Origin of the sequence: Actinomadura sp. 7K507 (assembly GCF_004348425.1) — a bacterium.
Lineage (GTDB): Bacteria > Actinomycetota > Actinomycetes > Streptosporangiales > Streptosporangiaceae > Spirillospora.
Window position 1 is genome coordinate 18,554 of sequence record NZ_SMKK01000087.1, and the last position, 15,449, is coordinate 34,002.

Consider the following 15,449-nt stretch of genomic DNA (forward strand, 5'->3'; position numbering starts at 1 on the left):
TGAAGGAGCACCGGGTGAGAGGGGTGCACCACGTGCACCGTGTGAAAGGGACCACCGCGTGACGCGGCGAATCGTGGTGATCGGCGGTGGGGAGAACGCCGAGCACGACGTCTCCCTGGCCACTGCCACAGCGGTCGCGGGGGCGCTGCTGTCCAGTGGATTCGACGTTGACGAGCTGACCATCGGCCGCGACGGGATGTGGAGGCGGGGAGCGGATGCGCTCGGGGCGCGGGCCGGTCGTTCCCTGGCGGCGGCACTGGGCGTCATCGAGCGCGCCGACGTCGTCTTCCCCGCGGTCCACGGCCCGTCCGGCGAGGATGGGACCCTCGCGGCGTTGTGCGCCCTGGCGCACACGCCGATGGTCGGCTCGGGCCTGCGCGCCGGAGCCATCGGCATGGACAAGTGGGCGACCAAGCTCGTCGCGGAGGCCGTCGGGATCCACACCGCTCCCGGCCGGACGGTGGCGGCGGCGGAGATCGCCGATATCGAGTTCGAGACCGATGTGGTGGTGAAACCGGCCTCGGCCGGATCGAGCTTCGGTGTCGCCCTGGCACGGGACGCCTCCCAGCTACGCGACGCGCTGCGCTGTGCGGCGCGATTCGATGACCGGATCCTGATCGAGGACGTCGTCCCGGGGCGGGAGATCGATGTGGCCGTCATCCGTGAGGCCGATGGCCGTCGATGGGCGTCGCCGCCGCTGGAGGTCCAGGCCGACGGCCTGTTCGACACCCAGTCGAAGTACGACGGTTCAGCCCGGTTCTGTGTGCCCGCCGACATCGGCGACGCGGACCGCGCCGCCCTGACCGGGGCGGCGCTGCGGATGTTCGACGCGCTCGGCTGCGCCGGTGTCGCCCGCATCGACTTCTTCCTCACCGGCCACGGACCCGTCCTCAACGAAGTCAACACCATGCCGGGAATGGCGGCCGAGTCCCAGGTACCGAGAATGTTCGCCGCGGCCGGGCTGCCCTACGACAGGTTCGTCGCGCGCCTGGTCGACTCTGCCGTCGTGCCCGGACCCGCGGGCCGGGGCCCGAGCGTGAGGCCATGACCGGGTGGGCCCGAGAAGGCCGGGGAGCCGTCGCCGAACGGCAGAGGAGGATCACGTCACCGCGCCGGGGGCGCGTCCGGGTTCGCATATGCCGGCGATATGCCGTGCTGCATAGGCTTCATGTATGCGTGTGCTGATCGTGGAGGACGAGCCCTACCTGGCCGAAGCCGTGCGTGACGGTCTCCGGCTGGAGGCGATCGCCGCCGACATCGCCGGGGACGGCGACGCCGCTCTGGAACTGCTCGCCGTGAATCCCTACGACCTCGCGGTCCTGGACCGCGACATTCCCGGTCCCTCCGGCGATGAGATCGCCCGGCGGATCGTCGCCTCGGGCAGCGGCGTGCCGATCCTCATGCTGACCGCCGCCGACCGGATCGACGACAAGGCCTCCGGGTTCGAACTGGGCGCCGACGACTACCTCACCAAGCCGTTCGAGCTTCGAGAGCTGGTCATGCGGCTCAGGGCGCTGGACCGCAGACGCGCGCACGCCCGCCCCCCGGTCAGCGAGATCGCGGGCCTGCGGCTGGACCCCTTCCGCCGGGAGGTCTTCCGCGACGGACGCTACGTCGCGCTCACCCGCAAGCAGTTCGCCGTGCTCGAAGTCCTCGTCGCCGCCGAGGGGGGTGTCGTCAGCGCGGAGGAACTACTGGAGCGGGCCTGGGACGTCAACGCCGACCCGTTCACCAACGCCGTCCGTATCACCGTCTCCGCCCTGCGCAAACGACTCGGTGAACCATGGCTGATCGCCACGGTGGCCGGCGTCGGCTACCGCATCGACACCGGCAGGGACCCCGTTCCCTCTGGCGGTGCCGATGAATAGACGCCCAGGCCTCAGCGCCCGGCTGAAACTCACCCTCAGCTACGCCGGATTCCTCCTGCTCGCCGGCACTCTCCTGCTGGCCGTGGTGTGGGTGTTCGTCCTGCGCTGGCTACCCGATGTCGACCCCGACCACTACAAGAACCGGTTCAACGGCGTGGTCATCATCACCGGGCCCGACCGCGCCGAACTCCTGACCGGCTTCGCCCCCGCCGCGGCCACGGCGCTGGCCTTCCTCCTGGTGTTCGGCCTCCTGGGAGGATGGATGCTCGCCGGCCGGATGCTCGCACCCCTCACCCGGATCGCGGACGCGGCACAGAAGACCGCGAACGGATCGCTGTCCCACCGAATCCGGCTGCAGGGCCGCGAAGACGAATTCCGCGAACTCGCCGACGTGTTCGACACCATGCTCGAACAACTCGAATCCCACGTCACCCAACAGCAACGGTTCGCCGCCAACGCCTCCCACGAACTGCGCACCCCGCTGGCGGTCTCGCAGACACTCCTCGACGCCGCCCGCAACGACCCCACACACGGCCGGAGCGACCTCATCGAACGCCTCCACACCGTCAACACGCGGGCGATCGACCTCACCGAGGCCCTCCTGCTGCTCAGTCGCGGCGACCGCCAGAGCTTCACCGGCGAGCCCGTCGACCTGTCCCTCATCGCCGAAGAAGCCGCCGAGACATTGCTTCCCCTCGCCGAACAGCGCGAGATCGCACTCGACGTCACCGGCGAGACAACACAGATCCTCGGCTCCGCGGCGCTGCTGCTGCGGATGGTGACCAACCTCGTCCAGAACGCCATCGTCCACAACATCCCCACCGGCGGCACCGTAACGGTCCACACCGAGTCGCAGCACGATGCGAGCGTGCTGCGGGTCGAGAACACGGGCCACCGGCTCCCCCCGGAACTCCTACCGACCCTCACGGAACCTTTCCAGCGCGGAACACGACGCATACGCACCGACGAGCACGCAGGCGTCGGCCTCGGGCTGGCCATCGTGCACAGCATCGTCCGAGCACACGACGGGACCCTCCACCTCACGCCTCGCCCCGCCGGAGGCCTCCGCGTCACGATCCGGCTTCCCGGCACGCCGCACGGACCGTCCCCGAACGGGCCCCGTTAGATCGTCGACCGGAAATTCGAGGTCGGATGGCCGGGATCTGAAGCTCTAGCGGGAGGTCGTGCGGGTCCTGTAGACCTCAAGGCGTGCGGCTAGTTCTTCGGGTTGGCTGAGGGCGACCAGGTGTCCGCCGGGCATGTCGTCGACCGGGATGCCCAGGCGTTCGCGGACGACCCGGCGCTGGAACTCGAGAGGGAAGAAGCGGTCGTCTCGTCCTTGCAGGAACACCGTCGGGGTGCCGGGCCACGCGTCGAGCGGCCACGGTTCCGCGAACGGGGTCGCCGACTGCGGCGGCTCCTCCCGCGAGAACGCCTCGGCCGTCACATCCGGCGGGACGTCATGGAAGAAGGCCTCCTTGGGATCGAACTCCGCCGAGACGGATCTCCCCTCGCGAGCCGCGTGGTCGGCCATGGCCTGCGCCTGGCCGGTGTTCTCCCACCAGGCACCGCCTGACTCTCCGGGGACCGGGGCCATGGCGTTGAGCATGACGAGCAGGTCCACCGGCATACGGTCGCAGACGAGCGGGGCGGTGAGGCCTCCCATGGACTGCGCGACGAGGATGAGGCCGGTCCGACCGCCGATCGCCTCGACGACCGTGTCGGCATACCTGCGGAGACCGGCCGAGTCGTCGCCGGCCGGGAGGTCGACGGCCACGACGTCGTGGCCTTGTCCCCGCAGCTCCGGGACGAGCCGGTGCCAGTACCATGCCTGCCCGCCGGCTCCGGGGATCAGTACGTAGGTGGCCATGCTCACCGTCCTGTGCGGTCATGGAGCGCCGTCGCCCGCCCCGGCTGCCTTGCTCCTAATTTAGGAGTTATTCGTACTATCCTAGTATGACCGGTCGCAGAAGGTACGCCGATCCGTGCGGTGTCGCTCGGGCGCTCGACGCCGTGGGAGAACGGTGGGCGCTGCTGGTCGTCCGTGAACTGCTCCTCGGGCCGAAGAGGTTCGCCGCGCTGCACCGAGGCCTCGCCGGGATGAGCCAGAACGTCCTGTCGCAGCGCCTGCGTGACCTGGAAGGGTCCGGAATCGTCCGGCACCGTGAACTCGGGCCGCCGGCGAGCGCCCGGGTGTACGAGCTGACCCCGCGCGGCCGGGACCTCGAACCGGTGCTGTTCGCGCTCGCCAGGTGGGGCGGCCGCAGCCCGCTCGACCCGTCGGGTACCGCCGAACTGAGCGTGGACGCGATGATGTTCGCGCTCAAGACGACGTTCGAACCCGCTGCCGCCTCGGGCCTGCGCGCCCGCCTGGCGCTCCGCTTCGACCACGATCTCTTCGTGACCGAGATCGAATCCGGGCAGTTCCGCATCACTCGCGCCGACGCCGCGCTCCAGGCCGACGCCGCGCTTCGTGCCGACGCCCCGCTTCAGGCCCCGCTTCGTGCCGACGCCGCGCCTCAGGCCGACGCCGCGCCTCAGGCCGACGTTCCGCTTCGGGCCGACGCCGTGCTTCAGGCCGAGGCCCCGCTTCAGGCCGACGTTCCGCTTCGGGTCGACGTTCCGCTTCGGGCCGACGCCGTGCTGACCACCGATGTCGCGACGTTTCGCAGCCTGGTGTTCGGCGGCCGTCCGCTGACGGAGCCCCTGAGTTCGGGGGCGATCCGGCTGGAAGGCGACGCCGATCTCGCGACCCGCTTCCTGGCTTGCTTCCCCCGGCCTTCCATCCCCTCCTGACCGCGCTGCGAGTCACCGAGGCAGGCGTAGGACGAGGCGGTCGGAGAAGCCGCCGCGTTCGGCGGCCTTTGCTGCACGCCGCTCCTCCAGCTCGACCGGCGTGATCCCGTGAAGTGCCGCGAGGGCGTGAACGACCTCCAGCAGATCGGAAAGCTCGGCGGGATCTCCGCTCGCGGCATACTCACCGGCCTCCTCGTAGAGCTTTGCGCGCAGCAGCGCGCCATGCTCGTCCGGGCCTGCGACGCGGGTCTCCGGCAGCCGTCCGGCGGCTCGGATGATCTCGGGTATGCGATCGCGGACGAGCTTTTCGGTGTGGCCACCGCCTTCCTTGATCGGATGCCCGGCCGTGCCGTTCCGCCGGTCGAGAGACTGGATCCACTTCACCGCGACCGCCGCCGTCTGGACCAGTTCGGTCCGCAGACAGCCCGGATCGGATTCGGCGAGGGCCTCGAAGAACTCCTCCGCCAGGATGTGCCGCCACGTCAGCCGTCCTTGTGACGATGCTGCGGCGCATTCTCGCTTGGCCTCCTCCGCGCGCTCGGTGAACTCCGGGCCGCTCCCGTCAGGGAACTCCTGGAGACCCCACATCCGGTCCTGGGCTTCGCGCTCGGCCGCGACGTCCTCCAGCACCTTCGCCAGCGCCCCGGGCGCTCGATCGCTCTCCATGCGGCCCGACGCTACTGCGAGGACCACGTTCCTCCGCTGACCCGCGCGATTCCCATCGGGAACCACCGCCGGCCGCACGGCCGATCTAGGCTTCGCGTTTGCAGCGACGTCCCCCCATCTCTTTCGCCGGTGCCCCGGGGCTTCGATCGCCCTCCATTCCACCGATCGTCGCCGGAGGCCTGGAGCGGCACGTGCGCGCCGCGTCGACGGGGGTTCCGTCATGTCCTAGCCGGAGTCCGAACAGGTCCGCGCCCTTGAATCAGGTGGGGACGGCCTGGTCGGGTTCGCAGCTGAGAAGTTCGTGCAGGATGGGCGGGAGCTCGTCCCAGAGCCATTCGTTGAGGGTGCCCGGGAACGCGGCCGGCGGCCGGATGCGGAGGCGGCGGGGCGCCACCTGGGCGAGGCGCACCGGGACGGGGCCGTCGTCCCACATCGGGTCGCGGTGCCCCCAGTACGCGGCGAAGTCGATGCTCGTCAGCATCAGTTCGGCGGGCAGGGTGTGCTCGCCCGGGTGCCTGCCCAGCGGGAGCAGGCGCTGCGCGGTCGTGCGGAGGACGTTGAGCGCGGCCAGATCGTGCGGGCAGGCGACGTCGGTGATCTCCAGTTCGGGCAGGCCGAACCGGCGCAGTCCGCGGGTGGTGAGCCCGACGCAGGCGCAGCCGTCGATGGAGTCGTCCTCGGCGGGGCAGCGGCCGGAGTCCCGGTAGGACGGCAGGGATGCGCCGATCCAGTGGTCGGCGAGGACGAACTCCTCGAAGCGTCCGAAGGGGACGATGGGCAGGACCTCGTTCAGGGCGAGGTCCACGGGCACGCCGCACAGCGATTCGGCGATCGCCCTGGCGGTGGCGCGCGCGAGATGCGGCCCCGAGGGGAGGTCGCCGACCGGCAGGACGGACGTCACGCCGATGTGCCGGGTGGCCTGCCGGGCTCGCTGCGCATCCTCCCCGTCGGGGCCCGAGACGTCGCTCAGATCCCACGGTGAGTCCGCGGCGCGATGGGAGGCCGTGACCAGGCGGGGTGTGCCCAGGCACATCGATACCGCAGCCGCGAACGGGCCGGGGAGCCGTTCCCGGACGACCGCCGACAGGTCGCCGGGGTCCTGGTCGGCGGCGATGACGAAGCCGGTTGTCGTCTCGTCGGGAACCGTGATGGTGACGGGCATGGCGGCCTCCTCGGGCTCTTGGACGGGTCTGTGGCGTCCAGCTTCGAGGAGGCGGCCGGCCGAAAGATACAGAATCGAATTCTGTGGATAACGGGACCGGAAATGTGGCGAATGTCGCTTTGTCGGGCCAACGTCGTGGTCGGTCGGAAGCGTCAATAGCGGGCGGGTAAGGAAGCCCGCCCGCTACAGCGCGGGTGCCGATCAAAACGGCGCGTCCCAGGAAGGGTGCGTGAAGCGGCCTGCGTCAGCGGGCGGACGGCTCCACATAGCGGCGCTCGCCCGGCCCCACGTACACCTGGCGCGGGCGGCCGATCTTGGTGGACGAGTCGTCCAGCATCTCCCGCCACTGGGCGATCCACCCCGGCAGGCGTCCGAGCGCGAAGAGGACGGTGAACATGTTCGTCGGGAAGCCCATCGCCTTGTAGATGACCCCGGTGTAGAAGTCCACGTTCGGGTAGAGCTTGCGCTCGACGAAGTAGTCGTCGCTCAGCGCGACCTCTTCGAGGCGCATGGCCAGGTCGAGCAGCGGGTCGGACTTGCCCAGCGCGTCGAGGACCTTGCCGGTCGCCTTCTTCACGACGGCGGCGCGCGGGTCGTAGTTGCGGTAGACGCGGTGACCGAAGCCCATCAGCTTGACGCCCGGCTCCTTGTCCTTGACGCGCCGGACGAACGAGTCGATGTCGTCGCCGTCCTGGTGGATCCCTTCCAGCATCTCCAGGACGGCCTGGTTGGCGCCACCGTGCAGCGGGCCGAACAGGGCGTCGACACCCGCCGCCACGGACGAGAACAGGTTCGCCTGGCTGGACCCCACGAGACGCACCGTCGAGGTGGAACAGTTCTGCTCGTGGTCGGCGTGCAGGATGAACAGCATGTCCAGCACGCGCATGATCTCAGGGTCGATCTCGTACGGCTGCGTGGGAAGGCCGAACGTCATCCGCAGGAAGTTCTCCACGTACCCGAGGGAATTGTCGGGGTAGAGCAGCGGCTGACCGGTGGAGCTCTTGTACGCGTACGCCGCCAGGGTGGGCAGCTTGGCGATGAGCCGGATGCTGGACTGGTTGACCTGGTCGGGATCGAAGGGATCGAGGCTGTCCTGGTAGAACGTCGAAAGGGCGCTGACAGCCGACGACAGCACCGCCATCGGATGCGCCTGGCGCGGGAAGGCGGAGAAGAACGCGCGGAACTTCTCGTCCAGCAGCGTGTGGTTGCGGACGCCGTCGGTGAAGTCGTCCAGCTGGTCAGGTGCCGGCAGCTCGCCATGGATCAGCAGGTAGGCGACCTCGAGGAAGGACGATTTCTCCGCCAGCTCCTCGATCGGATAACCCCGGTAGCGAAGGATGCCCGCATCACCGTCGATGTAGGTGATCGCCGATGTGGTGGACGCCGTGTTGGTGAAACCGGGATCGAGCGTTACGTGGCCTGTCTCCTTGAGGAGACTCTCCACGCCCACACCGGAGGGACCCTCCGTCGACTGGGTCACCTCAAGGGGCATCCGGCCGCCCGCGTGGCTGAGCTCGAAATCCGACATATTCGCTCACTCCCAACTGCGTCCACACCTGCGTAGACGTTCCACTCTTCCCGTGCTTCATCGTATCCACGTGATCACATGCGCCTATCCGGTGCCCCTCCACGTGACGGCGGGCGGTCGCGGACCTTGCGCCGGCAGGGCCGCCCGCCCCGGCCGAGCGGCCTCCGCATGGATGTGACATCCGGATGGACGCGGCGCTCCTGCGAGACGGCCGTCCTAGGGAGGAGCCTCACGCAGAGTGGGCAGCTCGGCGGTGATCTCGACCAGCGTCCGTTCCTGTGCGCCGATCAGCTGCTCGACGTCGATGGTGGGCCATTCCTCGCCATAGTGCGCGTCCAGCAGCGTTGACAGGGCAACGAGGACATGGTCCGGCGTAGGGCGTTCCCCAGGCTCCTTGACGAGACAGCGTGTGACCAGCCCGCGCATTGGGGCGGGCAGCAGCGTGAGGTCCGGTTCGCCGTAGACGATGCGCCCGCGCACCTTGTGGTCGGTCCCGAAAGGCGGTGCGCCGGTCGCCGCGTACACGAGGGTCGAGCCGAGGGAGAACACGTCGCTCTCCGGATGGACGGGGTCGCCGAGGGCCTGCTCCGGCGACATGTAGGCGGGCGTCCCCAGGATCTCCGTACGCGACAGGGGGAGCGCGTCCAGAGGTCGCGCGATACCGAAATCGATGACTCTCGGCCCGTCCGAGGCGAGCAGGACGTTCGACGGTTTGAGGTCCCTGTGGACGATCCCGCCCCGGTGGATCGCGATCAGAGCCTCGGCAAGCCCGGCGCCCAGCCGGCACGCGGCCCGCTCACGCAGCGGTCCCTTCTCCTGGACGACCTTGGAGAGACTCACACCGCGGATGTACTGCGTCGCCAGCCACGGCTGGTCCGCGTCCGGATCGGCGTCCACCACCGGCGCGGTGTAGAAGCCGCTGACCGACCGTGCGGAGGTCACCTCACGGCGGAACCTCTCCCTCCACCTGGGATCGTCCAGGAGTTCCGGGCGGATGACCTTGACCGCGACCAGCCGCCTGCTCTGCGACGCACCGAGGAACACCTCGCCCATGCCGCCGGAACCGAGCCGGGCGACCACGCGGTACGGGCCGATCATCTGTGGGAGGTCTGACTGCATGTGCAGGGGGATCCGATCCTGGTGGGGCGCGCTCAATCGTCCCACGATCCGGCCGCCCCACGGCCCTCACGTCCAGGGGAGCGCACCCCGGTCGGCCCAGTAGCTCTCCGGAGGAACTCCCAGGCCGGAAAGCGTCTCCACCTCGTCCTCATCGAGGTCGACCTCCGTCGCAGCAAGGTTGGCCACCAGTTGCGTCGTACTGACCGCGCCCACGAGGACGATGTCCGCCCACGGCCGGCTCAAAGCAGCCGCAAGGGCCAGGGCGTCTGGCTGGACTCCCTTCCCGGACGCGACGGTCCGCACGGCCGCCGGCGGTCGCACGGCAAGCTGCCCGTTGGCCAGCACCTCCTTGACCAGCACACGCAGTCCCGCGCCATGGGCCTCCCGCAGTGCCTCTTCCGCCGAGGTCTCGAGAAGGTTCCACGTCGATTGGACTGTGCTGAACAGACGCTGTCCGGACACCTCCAGCTCCATGGCCCGGCGTATCGTCTCGGGCTGCCTTGGGCCGGATGTGGTGAAGCCCACTTGGACGCCGTCCGCGGCGGACTCCGCGAGGGCCTCCTGTAGCCGGACGTCCTGGAACAGCGGGCTGTCTCCGGTCAGCGAATGCACCTGATACACGGACAGATGCCCGTCGAGAAAGGTACGCGTCTCCTCGTACTGGGCCCGGTAACGATCGAGGTCATGCTGCTTGACCTCGTGCACGGGGGCATCGGTCTTCCATTCACCGACGTAGGCGTAGCCCCACTTGCTCGATACCGTCACACCCTCCGGCGCGCGCGCCGAGAGCCAGCCACCGAGGAACTCCTCAGCCTTGCCATATGACCGCGCCGCGTCCACCCAGCGGATGCCCGCCGAGTACGCGACGTCGAGGACGTTCCAGGTCGCCTCACGCATGGCCTCCATGCTCCGGTCGGGCGGCAGTTCGTCCGCCCGGCCCACATTGATGTACGCCGGCCGCCCCAGCGCGGCGAGGCCGACTCCCAGCCGCTGTATCGCGTTCATCCCCTCACCCTGGCATGCCCCACCCCCGCACTCGACCCATGAAACCCGATTGCCCTGAATTGCCCGCTGAACATCCCCGGCTTATCCACAGAATCGAGTTCTACTATTGTGGGCTCTTCCCGTCGGCGAGGCTGTGTCGCGTCAACGTCCCATCGCGGCAAGAAAGGCGCGGCAATGCCTGTGCAGATCACTCGTCGCCATTATGGCGCCCACCAGTTCGCCGGCCATCTCGGGCTCGCCCGGTGGCAGATGCGCATCGGCCTGGAGCACGGAGTCCTCCCCGGTCCGGACCTCGACGGAGAGCGGTGGTCCGCGAAGCTCGCCGAGGAGGTCAAGGGACACGGCGAACGTGTCATCGCCAGATTCGGCGACGACCCGCCGGTCGGATCCGCCAGGGCGGCCGCCAGGCTGGCCGCGCGGGTGGGGCTCGACGTCGAGCGCCGGGACGTCGAGGTGCTGGTCGCCCAGGGAGACCTCAACGTCGTCAGCAACTTCCGCGGACACCCGGTCTACCTCTTGGGCGACTTGGACCGGCTCGACGCGGGCTCCGTGCGGTCGGTCGTCTCCGCGCGGAAGGGCCCGCTGATCGACACCGTCGATTCCGGTGGCGCGGCGACGATCCTCAGCTGGCCCCGCCGGACGTTCGACCGTATCGCCGGCGAGCGTGGCCTCACCACGGACCGGCTCGGCCGATACGCGCTCGCCGACGTCCAGGCCCTCGGAGCCGACGAGACCCTGGTGCGCGAGATCGCCGATGAGAAACGCGACATCGCCCTCACCAGAACCCGGCGCTCCGAGGCGAAGATCGAGGATGTCGTCCGCGGCTGGATGCTCCGCTGCGACGCCTACCTCGACCGCGACGCGGACGTCCCACCGGACACCGCCCCCCTCGGCCGAGCAATCCGCGCCCTGGCCTCCGTAAGAACCGAAATCACCAACCACGAAAAGGCCCCGTCCTAGCCCGCGAATCTGGCCCGGACGAAGAACATCACTCGCCTGCGGGCTGCGTGGTGCCGGGCAGGTGCGCGTCGGCGGTCTTGGATCGCCGGCTACGAGGAGGCGTTCCTAGCCCGCGAACCTGGCAGGGACGACGAGTACCGCTCGCCTGCGGGCTGCGTCGCGCCTGGCAGGTCGGCGTCGGCGGTCTTGGGCGTCGGCCGTGTGGGAGCTTGCTCGTCCGTGGTGCCGGGACGTCGGTGCGGAATGGGCGGAACTCGGTGCGTGGCCTGTTGTTGCGGCTCCTTCAGCGGGGTTCTACGGGCTGCGGGGTTCTACGGGCGGCGGGTGGTGGAGCGGCGTTTGGAGGGGGGCTTCTGGCCTTGTCTTTGGCGGGCCAGAGTTGAGAAGAGGCGGTCGCGGGCCTCTGTGCGGGACATCGCGGGGAGACGCTGGGGGAGGGGGGCCGCCACGTTGGGAGGGGCGTCGACCAGGCCCTCGTCGTCGACGATGGCTCGGTCGCCGGCCCAGGGGCCGAGGAGTATCACGGAGACGCCGCCCGGGTGGCGGTCGAGCAGAGCCTTGATCCTGTCGGTCTCTCCGCCGGGATCCGCCACCAGGAGCAGACGCCGTGCCTGGGAAACGCCGGTGCTCTCGCGGATGGCGAGTTCGGTTTCGAGATATGCCAGGGCGGCATCGAGATTGCCGGGGATGAAGAGGGCGGCGGTGTCGTCGTCGAGCAGTTCGTCCTCGGCTAGGCCGAACAACGAGATGGTGTCGGGGCGGGGTATCACCACGAGCGAGTTCTCGCCGTGCTCGTCGAGGGCGGCCAGGGCCAGTATGCGTGCGGTGGCGGTCGAGCCCGAGCCGACCAGGCCTACGGCTGGAGCGGCGAAGGGGTCGAGCGTGGGTCCGTGGCCGAGGTGGGCCTGCGGCGGATCGGCGGCTCCCGCGGCGGAGAACGAGGGCAGCCCCGCAACGGCGTAGAGGCGGTGCCGGAACGGATAGCAGATCGCTGCCACGGCAGGGAGGAGGATGCCGAGGAGGAGAACCGGCTGCAGTGAGGGTGGGCGTGAGTCGAGGTCGTCCGCCTGGCCGCTTGTGCTGGTGGGTTGGGGAGGAACCGTGTGAGTCGGTTCGGTGGTGCGTGTGGGTGTGGGCGTGGGCGTGGGTGTGGGCTTCGGGGACGAGGCGCGCGGCGGTCTGCTCTCCGGGCGTGCCGGTGGCGGTGGCTGGGTACTCGGTGCGTCCGGCGTGGGCCGGTGGCGGAGCAGTTCCTCCAGCTGCCTCAGTGACGGGTGCCGGCGCCTGGGCCTGGGCATCCGGTCGTTCCGGTCGCCCCGGCGGTCGAACTCCCCGTCGCGCCCTGACCTCCTGCGGGACCTCTCCTGCATCGCGAACCATGCCTGCCTGCACCTGTGCACGGAATGCCGGTCGCCGGTGTTCATCGCGTGACGGCAGACGGGCGGTATCGATCTGCGGGGTTCCGGTTCGGCGCGGGTGGCCGCGTCGGCGGGTGCGGTCGCGCCGACCGAGATGGCGCCGGCCATTGCGGTACAACCCAGCAGAGCACCTGTGCAGAGGAGCAAGCCGCGAAAAAAGGCGGCAAGTCTGGGAAGTGCCAAAAAGCGGTTCATCTTCGCCCCGGGGGATCGCGTCGGTCACCGTGAGAATGCCGATCGTAGTCACTTCGGCTACGGAGCGTTGAATGTTGCTCACAGTCGATCTAGCGATCATTCGCAGCAGATTCTTTCGCCAGCTGGGTGATATGTACGACAAGTCCTGGATCATTCGGACTTATCGGTGTGCTGCCCGAGCGTGGACGGCGGTCTCGCCGCGATAGGAAAGATGCCCCAGGAAGGTCCTGGTGGCGCGTGGTTTACGGGACGTGTCCGGTAGATATGCCGGTGGTTTTTATGTAATACGCCGGTGTGTCGGCCCGATTCGGCGAACCCGTGCGGCACGGGTGTGGGTGGCGGCGTAGTGCTATAAGTCTCACTCGGCAGCACTGATGACGGTGGGCCAGGACGCTACCCCCGGATCGCCCGCCGCTACCGGGATGAGGCGCCGGCGGGCACTCCACGCGACCGCCCAGCACGGCACCCGGCACGGCGTCCAGTACGGCGCCCGGCATGGCGTCCAGTACGCCGTGCGCGGCACGGCGCCCGGCATGGCGTCCAGTACGGCGCCCAGTACGGTGCCCGGCACGGCGTTCGCACGGCGCGGTGCCCGGCACGCGAGGGTGACGCTCGTCGTCGGCGAGGCGGTCTGTGCGTCACCCTCGTGGCCGCTCTGGTGATGGACCTCGGACGGGTGGGGTCAAGCGGCGGCCGGGTGCGGGGCGGCTGCGGGCGGCCGCGGGACGTCGTACATGCCGAGGGGGAGAGTGTCGCCCCAGAGCCAGTCGTTGACCGTGCCGTCGAAGTCCGCCGGCGGGCCGACGGCGAGAAGGCGCGAGGTCAGCGGGCACAGGTGCACCTGGAACGGTGCCGGGGGCGTGAGGTGGACGCGGCGTGCGCCGTCCCAGAAGCCGTCGAAGTCGCCGTGGCCGAGGTGCAGTGCGGCGGCGATCGTCCGGGCGCCGGCGGCCGGGCCGGTGGCGAGCCAGGACCAGTGGTCGGTCAGAAGCCGGCGGGCCGTCGTGCGCAGGACGTTGAGCGCGGCCAGGTCGTGCGGGCAGGCGACCTCGCCGATCTGGAGTTCGGGGAGACCGAAGCGGCGGAGGCCGCGGGTCCGGAGGCGTACGCAGGCGCAGCCGTTGACGCCCTCGGGGTCCAGGCCGGGCTCGGCGGCCGTGCATCGGCCGTTGGCGCGAAACGGCGGCAGGACGTCGCCGAGCCACTGGTCCGCCAGGACGAAGTGCGCTCTCTCGGTGGTGGACGGTGTCAGCAGGTGGCCGGTGATGAGGTCGGCCGTGATCCCCCCGACGGCGTCCGCGATGGCCTGCGCGGCGGCGCGGGCGACCTGGACGCCGCGGGGCTGGTCGGTGATCGGCGCGAAGGCGGTGACGACGGCGAACTCGGTGGCGTCGTTGAAAGCGCGTGCGGCCTGCCTGTCCTCGGGGCGGGAGGCCGTGATCTGCCCTGGATCCCAGCGCAGGCAGGTGAGGTCCTCCCGGGTGACCTGCAGTTGGGGTGAGCCGAGCCGTCCCGCGATGTGGGCGTGGTAGGGGCCGGCCGGACTCTCGTAGAGCAGATCGGCGAGGTCGCCGGGGATGCTCGTGCCCGCGACGGCGAAACGGGAGGTCGTGGTGGACGGAACCGGGAACGTGATCGTGGACATCGGGCCGCTCCTTCCGGTGGGGGTGTGACGTCGGCAAGCATGGGCCGCCTCCCCGGCCCGAAGCAGTAGAACGCGATTCTGGGGAAAACCCTCGGTGGCGAGGGCCGCCCGAAGTGGGCACCGGCCCGATTGGTGAGAATCGCCCATCGATGGCTGCGACATTCGGTAAGTTTGCCGTCACCCACGGTTAGAGTGACGTGAGAGGCAACGGTATGTGCCGACTTTTCGGTATGAGCACGGGCGGCCCCCGGGTCCGGGCCGCCCACTGGCTGCTGGACGCGCCCCGGAGCCTGCGTTCCCAGAGCCACCGGATGCGGCACGGCGCCGGCCTCGGATGGTTCTCGCTCGGCGGCGAGCCGGTCCGTGACCGCGCGCCGCTGGCCGCCTTCGAGAACGCCGACTTCGACCTGCACGCGCGGAACGTCCCGTCCCACACGTTCGTGTCGCATGTCCGGGACGCCTCGGTGGGCGGGCTGACCGTGCACAACTGCCACCCCTTCGTGATGGGCGATCGCCTGTTCGCGCACAACGGCGTGGTGAAGGGCCTCGACACGCTCCGGGCATGGCTGACGGACGTGGAACGCGCCCAGGTCTCCGGCGAGACCGACTCCGAGCTGGTCTTCGCCTACGTGACCGCGGAGATCCGCCGCCGAGGCGACACGACGGCCGGGATCGTCGAGGCCGTACGGCGCATCGCGGCCGAGCTCCCGGTCTTCTCCCTCAACCTCCTCATGGCCGAGGCCGGGCGCATATGGGCGCTGCGCTATCCGGAGAGCAACGAGCTGTGGGTCCTGTCACCGGAGAAGGGCGGTGTCAGCGGGCCCGAACGTGAAGCCGGGGCGGAGGGGCCGGTTCCCGCCGTCGTCATCGCCAGCGAGCCGATGGACGACCGGCCGGGCTGGCGCCTCCTCCAGCCCGGTGAGCTGCTCACCGTCGACGGGCTCGCCGAGGCATCGGACCTCCCGTTCGCGCCACTGAGCCATCCGCTGCGCCGCTCCGACCTGTCCATCCGCGAGGCCGCCTCCCAGGCGTCCCTTCCGGGGGCGCCGAGCCCGCCGATCATGCGCACGATCACCGGAACCACCAC

Annotated in this window: 15 protein-coding genes; 7 read left to right on the forward strand and 8 right to left on the reverse strand. The window is 69.8% G+C overall.

Features of this window, described 5'->3' with window-relative positions; all coding sequences use genetic code 11:
* The first annotated feature begins 58 nt into the window (after nt 1-58).
* The 3 genes from E1285_RS20655 (at nt 59) to E1285_RS20665 (ending at nt 2,994) form a co-directional block, all read left to right on the forward strand.
* Nucleotides 59-1,048 carry a D-alanine--D-alanine ligase gene (locus E1285_RS20655; RefSeq protein WP_132154474.1) on the forward strand — a complete coding sequence of 330 codons (990 nt, stop codon included), beginning with the start codon at nt 59-61 and terminating at the stop codon, nt 1,046-1,048.
* A 124-nt stretch (nt 1,049-1,172) separates the two neighbouring features.
* The gene (locus tag E1285_RS20660) at nt 1,173-1,868 is read left to right on the forward strand and encodes a response regulator transcription factor (RefSeq protein WP_132154476.1); all 696 of its coding nucleotides are present in this window, start codon (nt 1,173-1,175) and stop codon (nt 1,866-1,868) included.
* Entirely contained in the window at nt 1,861-2,994 is a 1,134-nt protein-coding gene (locus E1285_RS20665) for a HAMP domain-containing sensor histidine kinase (protein WP_132154478.1), read from the forward strand. Before E1285_RS20660 ends, E1285_RS20665 begins: the two co-directional genes overlap by 8 nt.
* Before the next feature lie 45 nt (nt 2,995-3,039).
* On the opposite strand, the gene E1285_RS20670 is transcribed toward E1285_RS20665, so the two are convergent.
* Nucleotides 3,040-3,738: an alpha/beta fold hydrolase gene (locus E1285_RS20670; protein WP_132154480.1), complete on the reverse strand. Its 699-nt coding sequence runs from the start codon at nt 3,736-3,738 to the stop codon at nt 3,040-3,042.
* A gap of 86 nt (nt 3,739-3,824) precedes the next feature.
* Between E1285_RS20670 and E1285_RS20675 the strand changes: the two genes are divergently transcribed.
* Nucleotides 3,825-4,664, forward strand: a complete 840-nt coding sequence (locus E1285_RS20675) for a winged helix-turn-helix transcriptional regulator (RefSeq protein ID WP_132154482.1) — start codon at nt 3,825-3,827, stop codon at nt 4,662-4,664.
* A 12-nt stretch (nt 4,665-4,676) separates the two neighbouring features.
* Here E1285_RS20675 and E1285_RS47470 read toward each other — a convergent pair whose 3' ends face one another.
* From E1285_RS47470 to E1285_RS20705, 5 genes are all read right to left on the reverse strand, one after another.
* Nucleotides 4,677-5,330 carry a nucleoside triphosphate pyrophosphohydrolase gene (locus E1285_RS47470; protein WP_243722940.1) on the reverse strand — a complete coding sequence of 218 codons (654 nt, stop codon included), beginning with the start codon at nt 5,328-5,330 and terminating at the stop codon, nt 4,677-4,679.
* Nucleotides 5,331-5,589: 259 nt separating this feature from the next.
* On the reverse strand, nt 5,590-6,492 hold the full coding sequence (locus E1285_RS20690) for a hypothetical protein (protein ID WP_132154484.1): 903 nt from the start codon (nt 6,490-6,492) through the stop codon (nt 5,590-5,592).
* A 244-nt stretch (nt 6,493-6,736) separates the two neighbouring features.
* Complete coding sequence (locus E1285_RS20695; protein WP_132154486.1) at nt 6,737-8,020, reverse strand: citrate synthase; 1,284 nt, start codon at nt 8,018-8,020, stop codon at nt 6,737-6,739.
* A 216-nt stretch (nt 8,021-8,236) separates the two neighbouring features.
* Nucleotides 8,237-9,139, reverse strand: a complete 903-nt coding sequence (locus E1285_RS20700; protein WP_132154488.1) for a serine/threonine-protein kinase — start codon at nt 9,137-9,139, stop codon at nt 8,237-8,239.
* 66 nt (nt 9,140-9,205) lie between these two features.
* Nucleotides 9,206-10,144, reverse strand: a complete 939-nt coding sequence (locus E1285_RS20705) for an aldo/keto reductase (protein WP_132154490.1) — start codon at nt 10,142-10,144, stop codon at nt 9,206-9,208.
* 174 nt (nt 10,145-10,318) lie between these two features.
* Between E1285_RS20705 and E1285_RS20710 the strand changes: the two genes are divergently transcribed.
* A complete protein-coding gene (locus E1285_RS20710; RefSeq protein WP_132154492.1) occupies nt 10,319-11,104 on the forward strand; it encodes a hypothetical protein in 786 nt (261 codons plus the stop codon).
* Between the two features lie 311 nt (nt 11,105-11,415).
* On the opposite strand, the gene E1285_RS45690 is transcribed toward E1285_RS20710, so the two are convergent.
* On the reverse strand, nt 11,416-12,102 hold the full coding sequence (locus E1285_RS45690) for a hypothetical protein (protein ID WP_165966688.1): 687 nt from the start codon (nt 12,100-12,102) through the stop codon (nt 11,416-11,418).
* 1,037 nt (nt 12,103-13,139) lie between these two features.
* Here E1285_RS45690 and E1285_RS20720 point away from each other — a divergent pair.
* Nucleotides 13,140-13,379 carry a hypothetical protein gene (locus E1285_RS20720; protein WP_165966689.1) on the forward strand — a complete coding sequence of 80 codons (240 nt, stop codon included), beginning with the start codon at nt 13,140-13,142 and terminating at the stop codon, nt 13,377-13,379.
* A gap of 20 nt (nt 13,380-13,399) precedes the next feature.
* Here the strand turns inward: E1285_RS20720 and E1285_RS20725 are convergent, their stop codons facing one another.
* Nucleotides 13,400-14,362 (reverse strand): hypothetical protein, encoded by a 963-nt coding sequence (locus tag E1285_RS20725; protein WP_132154498.1) that lies wholly within the window; start codon nt 14,360-14,362, stop codon nt 13,400-13,402.
* 230 nt (nt 14,363-14,592) lie between these two features.
* Here E1285_RS20725 and E1285_RS20730 point away from each other — a divergent pair.
* On the forward strand, nt 14,593-15,449 hold an 857-nt coding region (locus E1285_RS20730; RefSeq protein WP_243722941.1), incomplete at its 3' end, for a class II glutamine amidotransferase.